Source organism: Janthinobacterium sp. OK676, from assembly GCF_900103595.1.
In the GTDB taxonomy this organism is placed as follows: domain Bacteria; phylum Pseudomonadota; class Gammaproteobacteria; order Burkholderiales; family Burkholderiaceae_D; genus Janthinobacterium.
Map to the genome: position 1 here is coordinate 251,780 of NZ_FNHA01000007.1, position 19,328 is coordinate 271,107.

Consider the following 19,328-nt stretch of genomic DNA (forward strand, 5'->3'; position numbering starts at 1 on the left):
TCAGCCAGGCGGCAGCACCCTGAGCTCGACGCAATTGCGTCCCGCATCCTTGGCGTGGTACAGCGCGGCATCGGCCAGGCGCAGCAGGGTGTCCGGATCGGCGGCGCCCGGTGCCGACTGGACCGCGATGCCGACGCTGATCGTCACCTGCAGCGCATCCGCGCTCACGTGGGCGATGCCCAGCTCTTCGATGGCGCGCCGCAGCGCTTCGCCGATCTGGCGCGCTTCATCCGCCCCGGTGTTCGGCAGCACGATCGAAAACTCTTCGCCGCCGTAGCGCGCCGTCAGGTCGCCCGCGCGCCGCATGCCGGCCGCCAGCGCCTGCGCGACCCGGATCAGGCATGCGTCGCCGGCCTGGTGGCCGTGACGGTCATTGAAACGCTTGAAATAGTCGACATCGAGCATGACGACGGCAAGCGGCTGGCCGACGCGCGTGGCACGCGCACATTCGGCGCGCAGCACGTCGTCGAAATGGCGCCGGTTCGCCAGGCCCGTCAGGCCGTCGGTGATGGACAGGGTCGCCAGCTTGCGGTTGGCGTCTTCCAGCTGTTCCGTGCGTTCGGCAACGCGCCGTTCGAGACTGTCGTGCAGCCTGGCGCTGGAGATCGAAATCATCGCCTGCGCACCGAGCATGCGCAGGAACGCGACGCGTTCTTCCGTGAACGACGCTTCGGCCAGCCGGTTCTCGAAGTACAGGATGCCGCCGATCTGGCCGCCATGCCGGATCGGCAGGCACATGACGGCGCGCGGCCGCTGCAGCTGCACGTACGGGTCGGCGGCAAAGCGCGAGGCGCCCGTGATGCAATCTTCGATCACCTCGGCGCCCGTGCGCACGACGTAGCGCAGCAGCGACAGCGGGAACTGCGGGTCGCTGGAGGCGTTCAGGTCGAGCTGGCGCGATTGCAGGACGGTGACGGCATCACCATCGATATTGGCCTCGAGCTGATAGCTGCCTTCGGATAGCAGAAGCAGGCGCGCCACCTGCGCGCCGGCGTTTTCACACACGATGGCAATGAGGCGCGTCAGCACATTGCGCAGGCCCACTTCGTTCGACAGGATCTGTGACGCTTTCAGCAGCGACACCAGATCGAGCGCGGAACTGCCTTGCGTATGTGGGCCAGGCTGCGGCTGCGTGCCGCGGCCGTCGACCCTTGACAGCAGCGCGCCATGGCGCGCCCGCAGTTGCGCCACCTTGCCCTGCGCGCCCCACTGATCGTAATGCGCGATGGCGTCCCTGATGAAGACGCCGGCCACGCGCGCATGTCCCTGGTCGAGCCAGCATTCGCCGCACAATTCATTGCCCAGCGCCTGCATGTTGACGTAGCCGGCCAGGCCGGCCGCGTCGATCGCCTGCTGGTAATGACGCGTGGCCAGCTGCAGCTCTTCCCGGTAGCGTGCCATCTCGGCCAGCACCAGCAGATGTTTGGCAGCGCTATTGTCCGAGCCGTGCCTGGCCCATTCAGTGAGGTTTTCCTGCAGCGTGCCGATCACGGTCAGCATATCGCCCGCATCGGGGCGCGCAGGATTGCGCCGCAAGGCGCGGATCAGGATCAGCGCGGCGTAGAAACTGCACTCGGCAACCTTGGCCTGGCCGCGCATGATCTGGGTGACGTTGCCGAGCTGGCCGGCCAGCAGCTCGGCGTCGGCGCCGTCGAACAGGTAGGCGTTGCGTATCTTCCCCTGCAGGAAGTAGGCGCGGTACAGGTGCGAGCCGCCATACTGATCGAGGAAGCGCGCCTCGCTGAAGGTGGCATCGTCGTAGCTGTCGTGGCGGGGCAGGAGGCCCATCAGGCATTTGATCGGCTGGATCGCGGCGGCGACGCAGCAATCGGCCATCGCCTGCTGCCCGTTGGCGCGCATCAGCGCCAGGTCGTGCTCGATGTCGTGCATCAGGTGCGGCAGGTAGTCGCCGAGGATGAGCCGGTCGGTGGCGCGCACGGCCGCCACCACGCCGACCTGCACGAAATCGGCGATTTCCAGCGCCCAGCCAAACGCCTCTTCGTACAGCGCGTCGGAGCTGCGCAGCGGCTGCGTCCAGTGGTTGCTGAGCGCGCCGAACATCAGGCCCGTGAGCGTGCGCGTCTGCAGGTTGGCACGGCGCCTGGCCAGCGCCATCGCCATTGCGCCGAATTTGTAGCCGCGCGCGATGTCGCCGCTGTACAGCGCCACCATCATCGCGTAGCCGACATAGGCGACGGCGCTGAAATCGCTGTTCCCCCGCTGTATGGACAGCCGCGTCATCGACACTACCATCAGCGCGCTGAGATCCTGCTGGCCGGCGTAGTAGCTGGCCATCCACAGGCCCTGCATCATCTGCATCGCGGCCACCGCGTCCGGCTCGCACATCTCATCGGCCGCCAGCAAGGTGTCGGGCGCCTGCGCGCCAGGTTGCCGCCCGATGTCGGCGAGGATATCGGCGAAGCGCGCCTTCATCTGCGCCACGTCGTGCGGAATGTCGATCTGCAGCAGCGCCAGGCCGTCGCGCTGCACGGCGATGGCGTCGAGCAGGCGGCCCTGTAACTGATACTGGTGCGCCTGGATGGCAATGCAGCGCGCATGCTGCAGCGGCGTCAGGGGGAGGGCGCGCACCAGTGGGTAGATCGCCTCGGCGGCATCGAACTGGCCGCACAGGTAGGCCGCTTCGGCCGCGCCCAGCTGCAGGTCGAGCCAGAGGCCGGCGTGGGCGCCCCATGCCGGCGCAGGCAGCAGGTCGAGACCTGTGCGCATGTGCTCGAGGGTGGACTGGAACGCGGCGGACCGCCGTGCCTTGACGCCGGCCTGCAGATTGAGCGCCGCCAGCTGTACGCGCTCGTCCGCATCGTTGATCAGCGCGCGGCCCGCATTGAGCTGTTCGACGGTCTCGAACAGCGTCTCGTCGATACGTTTCGGCGCCGCATGCCGCAACAGCAAGCGGCCGATGAGGAGATGGTTGGCCGCGCGCGCAGCGTCGCCGGCGACCAGGTAGGCGGCCTGCTGCACCCGGTCGTGCAGGAAGCGGTAGCTGACGCCGCTGTTGGCGGCATCGGTGTCGCCATCGAGGTACTTATAGCGTTCGTCGAGCGGCTGGATCAATCCTGCACTAAGCGCCGGCCACAGGTCTTGCTGCGTTTTCCGGGGCGCGCGGCCCACTGCCAGCGCGAGCGTGTCGAGCGCGAAGCGGTTGCCGCACGAGGCGGCCAGTTGCAGCAGGTGCTGCGTCACCGTGGGCAGGCGGCGGATTTTCTCCAGCAGCACCTCGACCACGTTGTCGGTATATCCGGCCTGCTCTATCGCGGGCAGGTCCCAGTCCCAGCAATCGCCGGCGGCCCGGTAGCGCAGCTGGCCCGTCTCATTGAGGGAGGCAAGGAACTGGTTGAGGAAAAACGGATTGCCGGCCGTCTTGCGGTAGCAAATGCTGGTCAGCGGCGCGCAGTCGGGGGCCGCCACGCGCACGGTGGCCGAGACCATTTGCGCGACCTGCGGCTCGGTCAGCGCGCCCAGCAACAGCGTGGACAGGCGCACGTCACGGGCGAGCAGCTTGTCGCGCAGGGCGATGAGCGGATGCGCGGCGCTCACTTCATTGTCGCGGTAGGCGCCGATGAACAGCAGGCAGCTCTTGTCGCACGAGACCATCAGCAGTTCGATCATCCGCAAGGTAGCCGCATCGGCCCATTGCAGGTCGTCGAGGAACAGCACCAGCGGATGCCCGGCGCAGGCGAATACCTCGACGAAGCGGGGGAAGAGGCGGTCCAGGCGCAGCTGGGCCTGTGCCGGTGCCGACGCAGGCATCGGATCGGTGGGGCCGACGATCAACGCCAGTTGGGGAATCAGCTCGACCAGCATGCCGATGCCGCTGCCCAGCGCCGCATGCAGTTTGGCGGACCACTGGCGCAGCGTTTCCTCGGGCTGGCCGAGCAGCTGGCGCACCAGCCCCTGGAAGGCCTGGATCAGCGAAGCATACGGCACGTCGCGCTGGAGCTGGTCAAATTTCCCGGACAGGAAACAGCCGCGCCGCGCGATGATGGGCTTTTGCACTTCGTTGACGACGGCGGACTTGCCGATGCCCGAATGGCCGGCCACCAGCAGCATCTCGCACCTGCCCGCGGCGCTGCGCTCAAACGCCGCCAGCAGCTCGGCGATGGCATCCTCGCGCCCATGCAGCGTTTGCGGCACGAGGAAGCGGCCGTTGTGGTCGGACAGCTTGAGCGCCTGCGCCGGCTGTTGCGCGCGGCAGGCTTCGAGGTCGCTGCGCAAGCCTTGCAAGCTCTGGTAGCGCTGATCGGCATTTTTTTCCAGCAGCCGCTGGATGATCGGCAGCAGCTGGCCAGGCAAATTTTCCAGCGCCGGGTGCGACCAGTCGGGACTGCGCGCAATGTGGCAGTGCACGAGTTCCATCTCGTCGTCCGTCTCGAATGGCGCCTGGCCGGCCAGCAGTTCGTAGAAGGTGGCGCCCAGCGCATAGAAATCGGCGCGCCAATCGACCCGCCGGTTCATGCGCCCCGTCTGTTCCGGCGCCATGTAGCGCAGCGTGCCTTCCAGCGTCTGCAGATTGACGATGCCCTGGCTTTCGTAGGGCAGTTCGCAGGCGATGCCGAAATCGATCAGCTGCAGCAGGCGCCGCTCGCCATTCCACACCAGGTTCGAAGGATTGATGTCCTTGTGGATCACGCCCTGACGATGGACCTCTTCCAGCGCCGCGCACAGTTGCAGGGCGATGTCGAAAAAGTCATCCAGCGCCAGTGCGGGCTGCGACGGCGTCCTGCGCGCCGCCACCTGCGCGCGCAACACCTGGTCGAGCGCCTGGCCGCCGGTATCTTCGAGGACTATCGTCCAGCACCCGCCGTGCAGCTGCAGCGCCAGCGGATGCGCCACGCCAGGATGACGGCAGTGGCGCGCGATCGCATACTCGCGCTTGAATTGCGCCAGTTGCTGAAAGGAGGGGAAGGGCTGATTGGGTTTCTTGACGATCAGCGCGGCGCCATCCGCAGCCCTGGCGCGATAAACCCGTGAGCGGGCACCGCTGTGCAGCTGTTTGATGATCTCATGATCGAAAAGGGAGCGCATGGGCTGGGCTAGCAGTACACAGACGGTTGCGGGAGCCTGAAGGCGCACATTTCGGAATGTTACTTGATTGTAAGTATTATATCAGCAGGGAACCGTGGGGGAGCCAGCGGGCTGATGGGGAGTGTTGTAAAAATGCCAGTGGGGAGGGAATTGATCGGGGTGGAGGTCGCGGCAAAGCGGGAGTGGCGGACGTGCCGAACGTGTTGGAAATGGAGGAGGGATGAGTGTGTGCTGCTTACCGGTCAGGTACAGGCGCGCGCCTTGGCCTCGCCGACCTCGGCGATGGTGCCCAGACGGATCAGCTAAAATTTTAGAAAAACATTCTCACCCTAAAAAAATCACAAGGAGAATCATTGTAATAATCCCACTTATTACAAAACCCCAATATATTATTCTCTCGGAATTGGACATTTCATCGAGACGTTGCCCTAGATTTTTTGTGAGAATATTTTTATATAATTCTTTAGGACTTTTCTTCTTATCCATATTTTCGTCCCCTGGAAATTTTTTACCAAATTGAAATGGTGGACTTTCTCAAGCGGCCAGGGTCACCATGATGGCGCCGGCGTCGCCCGCGTCATCGGTGACGATCAGATGGAGCTTGAAGCGGTATTCGAATGAAAGCGAGGCGATGCTATTAGCCATCACGTTACCCTCGTCGGCAAAAGATAAGCTAGAGGTCGGGCGCGCCCAGCGCGATGCCATATCTACCGCTTGTTGAGGCATAATCATGACGTAAATTTGGCGTAATCGCTACCGGTTTTTGTCGGGTTTAATCTGGATCAGGGGAGTGGCGAGACGTAAAAAAGCCACTAACCCCTTGGGAGTTAATGGCTTTTTGATGTTTCTGAATCCTGTGCGCTGGTGCCGGAGCCGGAATCGAAAACCGCTCTGTTAACTCAGCCAATATCCAAAAATACCATCATAAATACCATCATTGGAGAAAAAGTTCTTCGTTACCATTCCACCTGGAGCGGTTGCTGGTGACTTCAGACAAATAGTCTAGTACAAAAAACGTCAAATGCTAGTACTCGCGTTGAAGTTTTTTTGACTTTGTATTTTCGTTCCTGCAAGCATCAGCAGTGAGGGAATACCTTCTTGAAAAGCATGGCCGAAACTACTGCGATTTTTTGAGGTGGCTGCTTCTGTATTGCGGTGTCCGCTTACGCCCCATTGCGGACCTTCGATACCTGTTCTCGCCCGCTGAAGAACCCATTAATGAGCCAGCCTTTCACAGAGCTGGACTAAATCACTTCCTGGTAACGTCTAAAGAAGCAATCAACTCGGCAGCTTGTTTTAAGTTCGCTGGCGCATTCTCAATCTGGCTTTGCCGAAGTGAAATCTGAACGTCAACATCACGATATGAGAAGAACAAATGACAAATTTCTGTTTCGTGACAAATAATAGAGCCGACGGAATATGTCGAATCGTCGCGCGTCGGCTTTCGTCGGAAGTACCAGACATCTCTCCCACATAACTCTGTACATCTATACCATCCAAAGGAGGTAAGTTGAAGTGCAGACCCTACCGTTCCTTCGGCAACGGTAACGTCAAATGGCGACGGAAATCCATTAGCTCGTCGCTCTGCACTCGACTGCAACTGAACGCCCCATTTCCCATAATAAGGCCCGTTGGGAATCTCTAAAAAAGCGCCTTGTGTACTATCGAGTACACCGCTAGTCGCTCGCAGCGAAGAAGCGCTGATTATCGCTGGGTTTGGAACTCGAAACGTGACACTGGCGATATTTAAGTCCATGTTTCGCTGCGACCAAAAGTGCGCGAGTGTGCCCCCTAACGCAAATAAAAGAAAAAACGCGCCTACTTTGTTCTTACTCATTGCCCTTCTTTCACTCAGACGGCAGCTTCTGGCCGGTACCGGCATCACAGTTTCTGATACAGGAATGTTGGACACGTTCCCGCCCCATCTTTGCTAAATTTAACCACCTGCGTCAGCACAGCGGCGACGTCATGATACTCGGTCAGCGGTAACACCTTGTCTTGGTCGGTATCACGCTCACAAGACAAGACAGCGTTGGATTCGTAGCGCAGAACATGCAACAACGCTTGCAAAAACATATCTGGGTTTGGCCAAAGATATGCACGTTTACGGTCAAGTGTAGGCAGTAGAGCAATCACTTTTCCCTCACCGTCGCCACACTTCACAAGCTTGCCAAGCAAAGTCTCGCCCACATAGCAAAGCAATTCGTCAGTCTCTCCGAAGGGCGTGACAAACGGTTTTATCGAAATAGTTTCTACTTGTGCCGGAATGCGTAGCCAAAATGAATCCGGTGAGAATACGAACGTTGAGGTCATTACAAATCTGGTGAGGTTGAAGTAAGGTACTGACTGTCTGCTCTTGGCCGAATCCAGCCAATCTCGTCCATGAGCTATACCGGGTCTAAGTCCTGGGGAAATTGACCGGCTCGCTCCCACTGCTCTTGATCGAGGTCCTCCGCCAAGTCACGCAGATGCCAAGCCCTGTTCAAGTGCGCAAACACATGGCCGAGATCAATGCGAAGATTTACCTCATCGTAGTCAACCTCCCTACTCATCTCCGATATGAGCGTGGTCAAGTGTTCTTGCGCATCTTCAAGCTCGCACATCAGTGTGGTCCATGCTGCCGGAGCGCTTTCTTTACTAATCATCGGGCAACCTTAAACTACACTTTAATAACGTCATGCACTTCCGCTCTTGGCCGGCTGCTGTTGTTGGTGGCTTTCGCCCCATAGCGGAAGTCCGTCTTATAGGCATAACCACTGACGGAGCTTTTCGATATACCTAATTTGATTTAAGTTCCGGCAATATTTGATTCCAAACGTTTGCCATGAACTCGGAGATACTGAACTGTTCTTCTTTGTCGAGTTTTCGAAGAGCTGGTTCGGCCCAATATTTTATCGTAGACGCATAAAGGCTCGGGCGTTGGCGTAAAAATGTGGCAAGAGACGCCAAAGAACTTTGGCTGTCCATGCTGAGCTGAAGTGCCTCATCAGCCGACGCGATGGTTAGTGCCATTAAGGAATACAACTCATCATCCGTTAAAGCTGTGTCCTCCAATGCTCCAAGGAACACCGGCAACAATTCAGCATTCGCGTTTGTGATATCCCAGTCCTGCATCTGCGAGTCCCAATTCAAGCAAAAGCGTTCAGCAAGTTTACGTTCAGCTTGCGGCACGCTATGTCGCTGCAAATGCTCTAATGAAGGTGAGCAGTAGGTTCATATTATCGTGCGATGGTAGAAGGTCCGTTTCTGGCCGAACCCGGCCCTTCGCACAAGCATAGCAGGTTGTCAGGTGGGAAATCCAGCGCATCCCATGACAGGCAGGAACCGACCCAAACCGGCCATTTCCTCTCAGCAGCGAAACGAGAAATTCTAAGTTTTAATTTCTCTACAACAGCCTTTCCATGGCCCTTGTCGATTACATTGTCCGTTGGGATGGCATCAACCATTGAGACGTCGAGCGAACAGCTTCACCCTTGAGGACTTGCGACATACGTGGAGAGTGGAACGAGATAAAACTGTCTTCCGGCCCATTGAGTTCGATTTTCCATGAAAACGAGGAGTACCCGTTCGGGTAGGTAAAGACTTCCCGCTGGATCTCACCAATCGTCATTGGTTGAAGCGATGCGGAGCACGACGCGTAATCAATCGATATTACCAAATCTGTTACTTCATGGAAGACGAGATCAGCAGGCGACACAACGAACGAAAACCGCCCACCTTCATCTATTGGCGAAATCCATTTGACGATGTAGTCGATGTCTAGAGTCAGTTGGCCGCTGCACCCGTCATCCCCTTCGGCGATGCGAAATGCATGAATAGCATTGTCATGCCAGCCGAGATCTTCGAATCGGTCAGTCGTCATAGCTTCCGGTTTTAAGTTGTTTTGTTCCACGGGGATATCCTGTTGTGCGACTGTCCGCTTTTGGCCTATTGTGTTGAAAAACTCTTGGCCAAGACCTGTCACGATGCAGTAAATGTATAGGAAAATTGTACGCAGTGGCGGTGTTGGGCTCGCTTAGCTCATCACTAGTGTCACTTTCTGTTTTGGCGGAAGCAGCTTTTTGGCCATTCTCCGCAGATTTTGCGCCGTCGCCGCCAGCAGAAACTCATCGTGGGCGCCGCTGGGGCCGCGCAAGCGCAATTGGCCGAGTTTAAGGATGCGTTTGAGGTGGGCAAATAGCATCTCGACTTTTTTTCGCTCTCTACGCGATTGCCGATAAGCGTCTGTCTTGCCAATGGCCCGTGCCACGTCGCGTGCAGGTTCATGCGGGCTACGGTCGATCTTACGGATGTCCATATTGGGACAGCATTTTAATTTGAGCTGGCAGGCCTGGCAGTCATACAGGCTGGCTCGATAGCGAAATGGGTTTTTCTGCTGGCTACGCTGAGCGGGTTTCAAGTACTTGCCAGCAGGGCAAACATAACGATTGTTTTCACTATCGAAGATGAAATCGGTACGGCTGAAAGTGCCGTCGTGATGTTCGGATTTGTCCCAGACAGGAACATGCGGGGCGATCTTCTTTTCATCAACCAGCCATCCCAGCATTGCAGCAACACCGTAATTCGTATCGCCCACCAATCGGTGTGGCTTGATAGCGAATTTCTCCTCAACCCGGTTGATCATCGTTTTAGTGGCCTCGAGCTCAGCTATCTTGCTCACTGCGGATGCCTCGACATCGACAATCATTCCCGCTTTCAAATCGATCAGGTAATTTGTTGAGTAGGCAAAAATAGCCGGCCCTGCAGCGGCAGTCCAGGTTGCAGACGGATCCGTCAGCGAGATTCTTTTTGGCGGCACCGGATTAACTTGGTCCAGAGCTGCCAGATACTCTCGCACCGGTCGACTTGCCTGCTCAGGATCACCCCAATCGATAGCGGAATCGCCTGAACAGGAACGTTGCCGCTGGGCGTCAGCCTTGATCATGCTGGCGTCGGTTGCAAACCCTTCGCCCTGTACCAGGCCTTCTGTCATGCAACGTCGAAGAACCGCATCGAATAGCTGGCGAAATGCATCGTGATCGCGAAAGCGGCCGTGTCTATTTTTGGAAAAACTTGAGTGATCCGGCACCTTATCCTTCAGACCCAACCGGCAAAACCAGCGGTAAGCCAGATTCATGCCGACTTCTTCGCACAGCCTCCGCTCGGAACGTATACCGTAGCAATAGCCAATGATCAGCATGCGGGCCATGAGCTCGGGATCGACTGATGGTCGACCGGTATGACTGTACGACTGAGCCAAGTTCTCGCGAAACTCGGTCAGGTCGAGGTACTGATCCACCGCTCTCAGTAGATGGTCTTCGGGAACGTATTCGTTTAGACTAATCAAGACGAACAACTCCCGTTTGGTTTCCTGACGTCCCATCATCGCAGCCTCCGTCTTTTCTTTGCTTAGACAGCGGCAAATCGTGAAGATCGCGTGCTCAACTGGAGTTTTTCAACGCAATAGGCCAAGAGCGGACGGTCCATGCCCGCTCACAGAGCATTAACTGTTACTTTGGTACCTGCGACCAGAAAGAAAGACGATGAGTATTGATAGTTCTGACGTTGTCGACGGGTTAGGAATATCGAAGGCTGATGGAAAAGCCGTACTTATAATCTCGGATCACCTTCCTTGGGATGATCAAGAGGCGCACTTCAGTCTGATCGAGAGAAAAATCGGGGCCTATCTCGCGTTTATTACCAGTGGACAGGTGGCCGAAACGTTGCCAGCAGCACAGGGTAAAGCTGTTCGAATTGAACTGGTCTACGAGCATGTACCTACTACGGCAGCAGGACGATTCTTGACGGCGACCCGAACCCAACTGCAGTCTAATGGCGTCGAGTTCATTGCAATGAGTCTGCCCAACGGCTATTGATGCCAGTTGCAATCAGTTAAGCGAAGGTCTGTTCTGGGGCGGAAGCGGACGGTACCATTGGGGCAAAGCGCCACCGGTAGCTAAGTGCTGATCCATAGTGCTTGGCAGATGAGAACCCGATGGGGCGTGGCAGGGGCCGGTGAGGCTTGCCAGTTCCTGGTGTGCGATTTCGTTGCTGTTTGATCCAACGACGAGATCGGGTCTGTCCTGTTTATCTCCTGCCCAACCGAGACTCTTGCCGCGCTCAAGCAAGAGCTGGTCATCCCTCGCCGTACGGGCGGAGAGGGGTGACATGCACGAACAGCTTGCAGCGGTAACAGATGAAACGACGTTTCTGAAGTTGATCCGTGCGGAGCGACCTGTATCGCCGCTGTAGCAGTCGTTCGACTGATACAGCATGTGCCTGTACGCGCCGCCTTGTGCCTTGTCGCCGCCGTGCCGCGCTTCTAGACTGGGGCCTTCTCAACGCTGCGACTGCCTGCCATGACCGATCTCTTGCCCCTGATGAGCTATTGCTTTGTGATGTCCGCCACGCCCGGTCCGAACAACGTCATGCTGGCCACCACCGGCGCCAATTTCGGCTATCGCGGTGCGCTGCCGGTAATCCTCGGCATCCAGGCCGGCATCTTCGTGCAGACCATGCTCATGTGCGTGGGGCTGGGCAGCGTGTTCGTTGCGTACCCGATGGCGCAGCAGCTGCTGCGGATCGCGGGCGCGCTGTACCTGGTGTTTTTGGCCTGGAAACTTGCCGGCGCCTCGGTGGCGGGAAGCAGCGCGCCGAAGGCCGTGTCGTTGGCGCAGGCGGCGCTGTTTCAGGCGCTGAACCCGAAGAGCTGGCTCAAGGCGATCACCATGGCGTCCGTCTTCATGCCTGCGCAGGGCAATATGCTCGCCAGCGCGCTGCTGGTGTCCGTGATCGGCACCGTGGTAGGCATGCCGTGCAACGCCATGTGGGCGCTGTTCGGCGTCGCTATCCGCAGCGTGCTGAAAGCGCCCCGCAACCAGCGCATCTTCAATTTGACGATGGGTGCCATCCTGCTGGTCCTCGCCCTGACGTTTTTACGCTAGACTGCCACCATGTTCGCCATCGACCGCTCCTCGCCCATCGCCCTGTTCAAGCAGATCGAGGTCGCATTGCGCCAGCAGATCGCGCAACGCATCCTGCCTGGCGGAACCAGGCTGCCGTCGATCCGCCAGCTCGCCACGCAGCTCGCGGTGAGCACCAACACCGTGGTGGTGGCGTATGACAGGCTGGTGGCCGCGGGCGTCATCGATACGCACGGCACGACGGGTTTTTTTGTGCGCGCCCCCGCTGACGCCGGCCGCGCCGTTCCCGACGAGGTGGCGCTGGAAGCGGGCCAGGAGCAGGAGCCGGTCTGGCTGAGCCAGCAAGTGAACGACCAGCGGCCGGGCGTGCTGCTGGCCAGCAGCGGCGCCTTGCCGCCCACGTGGCTGCAGGACGCGCTGCCGGCGGCGGCCGTGCAGCGTGGCCTGGCGCGCAGCGCGGCCGGCATGGCCTCGCGCTGTCCGCCGCAAGGGCTGGCGGAATTGCGCGAGCAGATCGCGCTGCTGTTGCGCGGCATCGGCATCGCCGCGGATGCCAGCCACATCCTCACCACCTTCGGCGGCACCCATGCCATCGATCTGATCTGCCGCACGTTTCTGCAGCCCGGCGATACGGTGCTGGTGGAAGACCCCGGATACTTCCTGATGTTCGGCAGGCTGTGCCAGGACGGCGTGCGCCTGGTGCCCATCAAGCGCCGTCCCGATGGCCTCGACCTGGACGAACTGGAAGCGGCCTGCCGCGCGCACCGTCCGCGCCTGCTGTTCGTGCAGACGGCTTTGCACAATCCCACCGGCTGGAGCAGCAGCGCCGCCAACCTGCACAAGGTGCTGATCATGGCGCAGCAGCATGGCTTCCTGATCGCCGAAGACGACGTGCACGGCCATTTCCAGCCGGGTCACAGCACGCGGCTGGCGTCGCTGTCCGGACTGGACGGCGTGATCTACTACTCGAGCCTGTGCAAGGCGCTGAGCCCGGCCTTGCGCATGGGCTACCTGGCTGCGGCACCCGCCTTGCTCAAGCTGCTGATGCGCACCAAGATCCATTCCATCATGACCTTGCCTGCGCTGAACGAATACGTGCTGCTGGAAGTGCTCAAGGCCGGCAATCTGCGCAAGCACCTGGAGCGGCTGCAACGCAAGATCATGGTGGCGCGCAACGCCAGCACGCGGCAACTGAGCGCGGCCGGCGTGCTGTTCGAGCAGCCCGGCGACGCAGGCATTTTCCTGTGGGGCAGCATGCCCGAAGGGCTGGACGTGGACTTGCTGGTGCAGGATGCCTACCGCAACAAGATCCTGCTGATGCGCGGCGCCGCGTTCTCGGCCAACGACACGCCCGACCAGCACATCCGCTTCAACGTCGCCTTCAGCCAGCATCCGCGCGTGAGCGCCTACCTGGAAGAGCGCCTGCGCGCGGTGGCTGGCGCGCGCTCCAGCCTGGCCCGCGCCTTCCTTTAGTTTTTATTGGTATTCTGGAGCGACGATTTTTTCGTCAACGTGTGAGCAAGGAAGCGCCATGCACAAACAGATCATTCTCAACCTGCCCGTGAAGGACCTGGACAAATCCAGGGCCTTCTTTTCCGCCCTCGGCTTTACTTTCGATTCCCGCTTCAGCGGCGAGAACGCGGCGTTCCTGAACATCGTCGACGGCAGCATCCAGGCCATGCTGACGACCGAAGATTTTTTCCAGTCGCTGATCGGCAAGCCGGTGGCGAATGCGAAGGATGCCAATGAAGTCGTCATTTGCCTCAGTTGCGAAAGCCGGGAAGAGGTGGACGGCCTGATCGCCAAGGCCGCGGCCGCCGGTGGGCGCATACCGCATCCGCCCGAAGACCAAGGCTTCATGTATGACCAGGGCTTCGAGGATATCGATGGCCACCTGTGGAACCTGGTCTGGACGGCGCCGGAAGCCTGACGCGAACCGCTGGAATCAGTTTTTCGTGCGCACCTGGCGCACGTGGTTTTCCAGTTCGCTGAACGACGGGCGTTCCGTGGCGGAAATGACCTTGCGGCCGAATTCCACGGCCAGGGCCGGGGCGTAGCCGTTCAGGCTGGCCAGTAACGTCACTTTCACGCACTGGTACATCTTCGCCGTTTCATGGTGCTTGCGGCGCAGCAAGCTGGCCAGGGGCGCGATGAAGCCGTAGGCCAGCAAGATGCCGATGAAGGTGCCCACCAGCGCCTGCGCGATCAGCACGCCCAGCTCGGCCGGGGGCAAGCCGACGGACGCCATCGTGTGCACGACGCCCATGACGGCGGCCACGATGCCGAAGGCGGGCATGGCGTCGGCCAGCTGCGAAATCGTCTGGATCGGCATTTCCGCATCTTCATGGTGCGTCTCGATCTCGTTATCCATCAGGTTTTCGATCTGGTAGGCATCCATATTGCCCGACACCATCAGGCGCAGATAATCGGTGATGAATTCCAGGATGTGCTCGTCGCCTAGCGTGTACGGGTATTTCACGAAGATGGCGCTGCGGTACGGGTCGTCGATATCGTCCTCGACCGACATCAGGCCTTCCTTGCGGATCTTGCTGAGGATTTCATACATCAGCCCCATCAGCTCCATGTAGCGCGCCTTCGTGTATTGCGAGCCGTGGAACAGGGTGGGCAGGGCGGCGAACGTGGCGCGGATGGCCTTGGCGTCATTGCCGACAAAGAAGGTGCCTAGCGCGGCGCCGCCGATCATCAGCAGTTCCAGCGGCTGGAACAGGGCGCCCAGGTGACCGCCCTGCATGGCGAAGCCGCCGAAGACGGAAAACAGCACGACGAGAAATCCGAGGATGACTAGCAAAACCTACTCCTTCATAATATTGCCATATCGCAATATTGTAGTTTAACCTGATTCTGCCGCTGTGGCCGCTTCTGGCTGCAATTGCTCGATGAGAAAATTGATAAAAGCGCGCACTTTGGCGGGCAGCTGGTGGCGGCTCGGGTAAAAGGCGTACAGGTCGGCCGGCGCCAGCGCGTAGTCTTCCAGCACCACGCGCAGGCGGCCGCTGTCGAGGTAGCGGGCCAGGTCCCATTCCGAGCGCAGCAGGATGCCGTGGCCGTCCAGCGCCCAGCCCAGCACCACGTCGCCATCGTTGCTGGCCACCGTGCCGCGCACTTTCACCGTGTGGGTGGCGCGGCCACGACTCAGGCGCCAGATGCCGTAGGCGTCGTCGTTCTGCCGGTGCACGATGCAGCGGTGCCGCGCCAGGTCGTCGGGCGTCTGCGGCGTGCCGTGCGCCTGCAGGTAGGCGGGCGAGGCGCACAGGAAGCGCCGGTTCGACATGATGCGCCGCGCGGACAGCCGCGTGTCGGGCAAGTCGCCGAAGCGGATGCCCAGGTCGTAGGCCTGCTCGACCAGGTTGATGGGGCTGTCCGTCAGCTGCAGCTGGACTTCCAGCTGCGGATGGCGCAGGGCGAATTGCGACAGCAGGGGCGCGATCACCGTGCGCCCGAAACCCAGGGTGGCGTTCACGCGCAGCAACCCGCGCGGCTGCGCGCTGCCGCTGGCCAGGGATTCCTCCATGGCGCGGATATCGTCGAGGATCTGCCGCGCCTGCGCCAGGTAGCTTTCGCCATCGCCCGTCAGGCTGATGCGCCGCGTGCTGCGGTTCAGCAGGCGCACGCCCAGGCGCTGCTCCATCAACTGCAGGCGCTTGCTGACGGCGGGCGGCGTGATGCCCAGCTCGCGCGCCGTGGCCGACAGGCTGCCCAGCTTGGCCAGCAGCACAAAAAAGGCCATTTCCGTCGTGGCGTCGCTTTTCATTATTAACTTCAAGTGAAGAATGGTTTAAATTGATATAGATTATACGACTAACTATCGCGGTTAAGCTGGCGTCATTGTTTTCACTCACAGGAGACCCGCATGAAAATCGTCGACATCCGCGAAAAGACCATCCCCATCTCTTCCCCCATCCGCAACGCCTACATCGATTTCAGCAAGATGACCCTGAGCCTGGTGGCCGTCGTCACGGATGTGATGCGCGACGGCAAACCCGTCGTCGGCTACGGCTTCAATTCGAATGGCCGCTATGGCCAGGGCATGCTGATGCGCGAGCGCTTCATTCCCCGCATCCTCGACGCCGATCCCGCCTCGCTCGTCACGGATGACGGCGGCAACCTCGATCCGCACAAGGTGTGGGACTGCATGTACACCAATGAAAAGCCGGGTGGCCACGGCGAGCGCTCGGTAGCCATCGGCACCATCGACATGGCCATCTGGGACGCCGTGGCGAAGATCGAGAACAAGCCGCTGTTCCAGCTGCTGGCCGAGCGCCACGGCACCGGTGTGCCGGATAAAAAAGTGTTCGTGTATGCGGCGGGCGGCTATTACTACCCGGGCCAGAGCCTGTCCGCCTTGCAGGACGAGATGCGCAGCTACATCGACCGCGGCTACACGGTGGTCAAGAAAAAGATCGGCGGCGCCTCGCTCGATGAGGACTTGCGCCGCATCGACGCCATCATGGAAGTGCTGCAGGATGGGCAAAAGCTGTGCGTGGATGCGAACGGCCGCTTCGACCTCGATACGTCGATCGCCTACGCCAAGGCGCTGCGCCAGTACGACCTGTTCTGGTACGAAGAGGCGGGCGACCCGCTCGACTTCGAACTGCAGGCTACCTTGCGCAGCTACTACGACAAGCCGATGGCGACGGGCGAAAACCTGTTTTCCATGCAGGATGCGCGCAACCTGATCCGCTATGGCGGCATGCGCGCGGACCGCGACTGGCTGCAGTTCGACTGCGCCTTGAGCTACGGCCTCGTGGAATACTTGCGCACCCTGGACATGCTGCACCAGCACGGCTGGTCGCGCAGCCGCTGCATCCCGCACGGCGGCCACCAGATGTCCCTGAATATCGCGGCGGGCCTGGGCCTGGGCGGCAATGAATCGTATCCCGATCTGTTCCAGCCGTTTGGCGGTTTTCCCGATGGCGTCAAGGTCGAGAACGGCCACATCACCATGCCGGACCTGGTTGGCATCGGCTTCGAGGGCAAGGCGAACCTGTATGCGGAAATGCGCGCCCTGAGCGGGCAGTAAGCGTTATTCGCCGCGCTGCCAGAAGCGCAGCCGGTTGCCGAACGGGTCGGCCACTTCCAGGATGCGGCCCCAGTCCTCGTCGCGGATGCCGGGCCGCGCATACGGATAATCCCTGTCGCGCAATTCCGCGTGCAGGGCGGCGATGTCGTCGACGGGGATCAAGAGCGCCGCGCCCGGCGTGGCGTCGCCGTGGTGTTCGGACAGGTGCAGCACCAGGTCGCCACGGGTCACCTGCGTGTACAGCGGCGCCGTCGGCTCGAAGCGATGTTCCCAGTCGACGGTAAAGCCGAGGAAGCCGAGGTAGAACTCGCGCGCCTTTTCTTCCGAGAAGATGCGCAGGATGGGGATGGCAGCATGCATGGCGGCGCTTTCGACAGGTGGGAAAGCCGCCATTCTAGCCGCAGGCCAGCGCCTGGCGTTTCACCTGCGCGGCGGGGCTGGTCTTCTCCCAGCGGAACAGCCACATGATGATCAGCTTGGTCGTGGCGCTGACGCTGACCAGTAGCAGCAATGGCCAGCCTGTCGACAGGCCCATGACGCAGGCAAAGAAGATGGTGCTGACATCCATCGCCAGGATGAACTGGCTCATCTTTAACGACACGGCGCCCGTCCTGCCCGAGCGCCAGATCAGGCGGATCTGGTGCGCATAGCCTTGCGCCAGCAGCACGGTGACGGCGACGATCAGGCTTTGCGAGATCACGCGCTTTTCGTCGCTGAAGGTGGGACCGAAGGCCAGCCCCGCCACACCCGCGCCCAGCAGCAGCGCGCAGGCCAGCAGCGCATTGCGCGATGTCGTGCTGCGGCGGTCACGATATATCTCGAACAGGATGCCCAGCGCGATCAGCGAGGCGATCAAACGGGGCCAGACGATGTAGTGGTTGAACGGCGTGATCGAATAGCCGTAGACGAAGAACGCGCAATATGCAAGGAAGCTGACGGTGAATTGGTTGATGGACAGGATGTCCGTCGTCTTGCCGGCGCCGATGCCGGCATCGCGCTTGCGCTGCCAGATTTTTTGCAGCTGCGACCACAAACCAAACAGGCTGACGACGATGAAGAGGGAATTGAGGCTGCCGGCGAAGGCGTACAGTGAACTCGATGGCAAGGTGTCTCCTGGATGGCAAGGCAGGACGCCTTGTCTATACATTTTATTTGTGCAGAATGTTCTCATGAAGTAAATTGCCACGCTAGCAATATTGTTTGTCCGGATGACTTTGCCCATACTTGCCGGAACTCACCTATTCCTGCACTTGCCTCTATAATCACGGCATGACTTTCTTATCACACCAAGCCCGCTCCGTGCTGGCCAGCATAGGCAAAATGGCCGTTTCCCTGATTATCCTGTTGACCGCACTGTGGGGCGCGCTGGCGCTCTGGTACCAGCTGTCCGGCGGCACGGCCGCGCAAGGCATCGGCGCGCTGCTGTGGGGCGCGCTGGGCGTGGCCAGCATCGCGCTGTGGTGGATGCGGGGCGACATGCGCGTGCTGCTGCCGTATGCGGCCGGGTTTATCCTGCTGCTCGTGTGGTGGAGCTTCATCACGCCGAAGCAGGAAAGGGTGTGGGCCGATGACGTGGCGCGCAACGTCACGGGTACGGTCAAGGGCAATCTCGTCACCCTGGACAATGTGCGCAATTTCGACTGGCGCAGCGATGACGACTACACGGTCAAGTGGGAGCAGCGCAGCTACGACCTCGACGAACTGCGCACGGTGGACACGGCGCTGTCGTACTGGACGGGGCCTTACATCGCGCACACCCTGATCTCGTTCGGCTTTGCGGATGGGCGCTTCCTGACGTTTTCCATCGAGATCCGCAAGGAGAAGGGCGAGCGCTTTTCCGCCATCGGCGGCTTCTTCAAGCATTTCGAAATGAGCCTGATCGCCGCCGACGAGCGCGACATCCTGCGCGTGCGCACGAATGCGCGCGGCGAGGACATGCACCTGTACCGCGTCATGATGTCGAAAGCGGCCATGCGCTCGCTGTTCCTCGCCTACCTGGACGAGGCGCAGTCGCTGAAGAACAAGCCGCAGTTCTACAACACCCTGACGGCCAACTGCACCACCATCGTCTTCGAGATGGTGCGCCGCATCGTGCCGGGCCTGCCGCTCGATTACCGGCTGATGGCCTCGGGCTACCTGGACCGCTACCTGTTCGACGTCAAGGGCCTGGTGCCCGGCCAGACCTTCCAGCAGCTGCGCGATGGGGGTCACGTCACGGCGCGCGCGCGGGCGGCCAACGACGATCCTGATTTTTCGCACGCGATCCGCCGCGCCATGCCGGGCTATGACGAAGCGGGCCATCCGACGCTGCAAATGCCACGCCAGTAGCCGTCTGCCTTATA

General features: G+C 60.2%; 18 protein-coding genes. 6 read left to right on the forward strand and 12 right to left on the reverse strand.

Annotated features, from left to right (window positions below):
• The 8 genes from BLU39_RS15965 to BLU39_RS15990 all read right to left on the reverse strand — a co-directional run bounded on the left by BLU39_RS15965 (position 1) and on the right by BLU39_RS15990 (position 10,408).
• Positions 1 to 5,043 carry a diguanylate cyclase domain-containing protein gene (locus BLU39_RS15965; RefSeq protein ID WP_092714594.1) on the reverse strand — a complete coding sequence of 1,681 codons (5,043 nt, stop codon included), beginning with the start codon at positions 5,041 to 5,043 and terminating at the stop codon, positions 1 to 3.
• Positions 5,044 to 5,367: 324 nt separating this feature from the next.
• Entirely contained in the window at positions 5,368 to 5,529 is a 162-nt protein-coding gene (locus BLU39_RS28655; protein ID WP_175539330.1) for a hypothetical protein, read from the reverse strand.
• Between the two features lie 48 nt (positions 5,530 to 5,577).
• Entirely contained in the window at positions 5,578 to 5,775 is a 198-nt protein-coding gene (locus BLU39_RS29185) for a phage tail protein (RefSeq protein ID WP_139178307.1), read from the reverse strand.
• Between the two features lie 517 nt (positions 5,776 to 6,292).
• A complete protein-coding gene (locus BLU39_RS28230; protein WP_139178308.1) occupies positions 6,293 to 6,880 on the reverse strand; it encodes a hypothetical protein in 588 nt (195 codons plus the stop codon).
• 44 nt (positions 6,881 to 6,924) lie between these two features.
• Positions 6,925 to 7,356, reverse strand: coding sequence for a hypothetical protein (locus tag BLU39_RS28235; RefSeq protein WP_139178309.1), 432 nt, complete (start codon positions 7,354 to 7,356; stop codon positions 6,925 to 6,927).
• A 465-nt stretch (positions 7,357 to 7,821) separates the two neighbouring features.
• Positions 7,822 to 8,214: a hypothetical protein gene (locus tag BLU39_RS15980; RefSeq protein ID WP_139178310.1), complete on the reverse strand. Its 393-nt coding sequence runs from the start codon at positions 8,212 to 8,214 to the stop codon at positions 7,822 to 7,824.
• A 244-nt stretch (positions 8,215 to 8,458) separates the two neighbouring features.
• On the reverse strand, positions 8,459 to 8,935 hold the full coding sequence (locus BLU39_RS15985; protein ID WP_139178311.1) for a hypothetical protein: 477 nt from the start codon (positions 8,933 to 8,935) through the stop codon (positions 8,459 to 8,461).
• A 123-nt stretch (positions 8,936 to 9,058) separates the two neighbouring features.
• A complete protein-coding gene (locus BLU39_RS15990) occupies positions 9,059 to 10,408 on the reverse strand; it encodes a transposase (RefSeq protein WP_092714604.1) in 1,350 nt (449 codons plus the stop codon).
• 157 nt (positions 10,409 to 10,565) lie between these two features.
• Between BLU39_RS15990 and BLU39_RS15995 the strand changes: the two genes are divergently transcribed.
• The 4 genes from BLU39_RS15995 (at position 10,566) to BLU39_RS16010 (ending at position 13,875) form a co-directional block, all read left to right on the forward strand.
• Entirely contained in the window at positions 10,566 to 10,898 is a 333-nt protein-coding gene (locus BLU39_RS15995) for a DUF6572 domain-containing protein (RefSeq protein ID WP_092714606.1), read from the forward strand.
• Positions 10,899 to 11,381: 483 nt separating this feature from the next.
• Positions 11,382 to 11,966: a LysE family translocator gene (locus BLU39_RS16000; RefSeq protein WP_092714608.1), complete on the forward strand. Its 585-nt coding sequence runs from the start codon at positions 11,382 to 11,384 to the stop codon at positions 11,964 to 11,966.
• A gap of 9 nt (positions 11,967 to 11,975) precedes the next feature.
• Positions 11,976 to 13,418, forward strand: a complete 1,443-nt coding sequence (locus tag BLU39_RS16005) for an aminotransferase-like domain-containing protein (protein WP_092714610.1) — start codon at positions 11,976 to 11,978, stop codon at positions 13,416 to 13,418.
• A 58-nt stretch (positions 13,419 to 13,476) separates the two neighbouring features.
• Complete coding sequence (locus BLU39_RS16010; RefSeq protein ID WP_092714612.1) at positions 13,477 to 13,875, forward strand: VOC family protein; 399 nt, start codon at positions 13,477 to 13,479, stop codon at positions 13,873 to 13,875.
• A gap of 15 nt (positions 13,876 to 13,890) precedes the next feature.
• Here the strand turns inward: BLU39_RS16010 and motA are convergent, their stop codons facing one another.
• Together motA and BLU39_RS16020 are read right to left on the reverse strand one after the other, a co-directional pair.
• Positions 13,891 to 14,754 (reverse strand): flagellar motor stator protein MotA, encoded by an 864-nt coding sequence (gene motA / locus BLU39_RS16015; RefSeq protein WP_035820336.1) that lies wholly within the window; start codon positions 14,752 to 14,754, stop codon positions 13,891 to 13,893.
• 42 nt (positions 14,755 to 14,796) lie between these two features.
• Positions 14,797 to 15,717, reverse strand: coding sequence for a LysR family transcriptional regulator (locus BLU39_RS16020; RefSeq protein ID WP_092714614.1), 921 nt, complete (start codon positions 15,715 to 15,717; stop codon positions 14,797 to 14,799).
• A gap of 99 nt (positions 15,718 to 15,816) precedes the next feature.
• On the opposite strand from BLU39_RS16020, the gene BLU39_RS16025 reads away from it, so the two are divergent.
• On the forward strand, positions 15,817 to 16,986 hold the full coding sequence (locus BLU39_RS16025) for a mandelate racemase/muconate lactonizing enzyme family protein (protein ID WP_092714616.1): 1,170 nt from the start codon (positions 15,817 to 15,819) through the stop codon (positions 16,984 to 16,986).
• A 3-nt stretch (positions 16,987 to 16,989) separates the two neighbouring features.
• Here BLU39_RS16025 and BLU39_RS16030 read toward each other — a convergent pair whose 3' ends face one another.
• Together BLU39_RS16030 and BLU39_RS16035 are read right to left on the reverse strand one after the other, a co-directional pair.
• Positions 16,990 to 17,346, reverse strand: coding sequence for a glyoxalase superfamily protein (locus tag BLU39_RS16030; protein WP_092714755.1), 357 nt, complete (start codon positions 17,344 to 17,346; stop codon positions 16,990 to 16,992).
• Positions 17,347 to 17,380: 34 nt separating this feature from the next.
• Positions 17,381 to 18,091 carry a hypothetical protein gene (locus tag BLU39_RS16035; protein ID WP_217635078.1) on the reverse strand — a complete coding sequence of 237 codons (711 nt, stop codon included), beginning with the start codon at positions 18,089 to 18,091 and terminating at the stop codon, positions 17,381 to 17,383.
• 164 nt (positions 18,092 to 18,255) lie between these two features.
• Here BLU39_RS16035 and BLU39_RS16040 point away from each other — a divergent pair, with 164 nt between their 5' ends.
• Positions 18,256 to 19,314 carry an Lnb N-terminal periplasmic domain-containing protein gene (locus BLU39_RS16040; protein WP_175539331.1) on the forward strand — a complete coding sequence of 353 codons (1,059 nt, stop codon included), beginning with the start codon at positions 18,256 to 18,258 and terminating at the stop codon, positions 19,312 to 19,314.
• Positions 19,315 to 19,328 lie beyond the last annotated feature (14 nt).

Excerpts from the sequence above, each read along its gene's own strand:
- BLU39_RS15965 (WP_092714594.1), bottom strand. The coding sequence starts at position 5,043 with ATGCGCTCCCTTTTCGATCATGAGATCATCAAACAGCTGCACAGCGGT.
- BLU39_RS28655 (WP_175539330.1), bottom strand. The coding sequence starts at position 5,529 with ATGGATAAGAAGAAAAGTCCTAAAGAATTATATAAAAATATTCTCACA.
- BLU39_RS29185 (WP_139178307.1), bottom strand. The coding sequence starts at position 5,775 with ATGATTATGCCTCAACAAGCGGTAGATATGGCATCGCGCTGGGCGCGC.
- BLU39_RS28230 (WP_139178308.1), bottom strand. The coding sequence starts at position 6,880 with ATGAGTAAGAACAAAGTAGGCGCGTTTTTTCTTTTATTTGCGTTAGGG.
- BLU39_RS28235 (WP_139178309.1), bottom strand. The coding sequence starts at position 7,356 with ATGACCTCAACGTTCGTATTCTCACCGGATTCATTTTGGCTACGCATT.
- BLU39_RS15990 (WP_092714604.1), bottom strand. The coding sequence starts at position 10,408 with ATGATGGGACGTCAGGAAACCAAACGGGAGTTGTTCGTCTTGATTAGT.
- BLU39_RS15995 (WP_092714606.1), top strand. The coding sequence starts at position 10,566 with ATGAGTATTGATAGTTCTGACGTTGTCGACGGGTTAGGAATATCGAAG.
- BLU39_RS16000 (WP_092714608.1), top strand. The coding sequence starts at position 11,382 with ATGACCGATCTCTTGCCCCTGATGAGCTATTGCTTTGTGATGTCCGCC.
- BLU39_RS16005 (WP_092714610.1), top strand. The coding sequence starts at position 11,976 with ATGTTCGCCATCGACCGCTCCTCGCCCATCGCCCTGTTCAAGCAGATC.
- BLU39_RS16010 (WP_092714612.1), top strand. The coding sequence starts at position 13,477 with ATGCACAAACAGATCATTCTCAACCTGCCCGTGAAGGACCTGGACAAA.
- BLU39_RS16020 (WP_092714614.1), bottom strand. The coding sequence starts at position 15,717 with ATGAAAAGCGACGCCACGACGGAAATGGCCTTTTTTGTGCTGCTGGCC.
- BLU39_RS16025 (WP_092714616.1), top strand. The coding sequence starts at position 15,817 with ATGAAAATCGTCGACATCCGCGAAAAGACCATCCCCATCTCTTCCCCC.
- BLU39_RS16030 (WP_092714755.1), bottom strand. The coding sequence starts at position 17,346 with ATGCATGCTGCCATCCCCATCCTGCGCATCTTCTCGGAAGAAAAGGCG.
- BLU39_RS16040 (WP_175539331.1), top strand. The coding sequence starts at position 18,256 with ATGACTTTCTTATCACACCAAGCCCGCTCCGTGCTGGCCAGCATAGGC.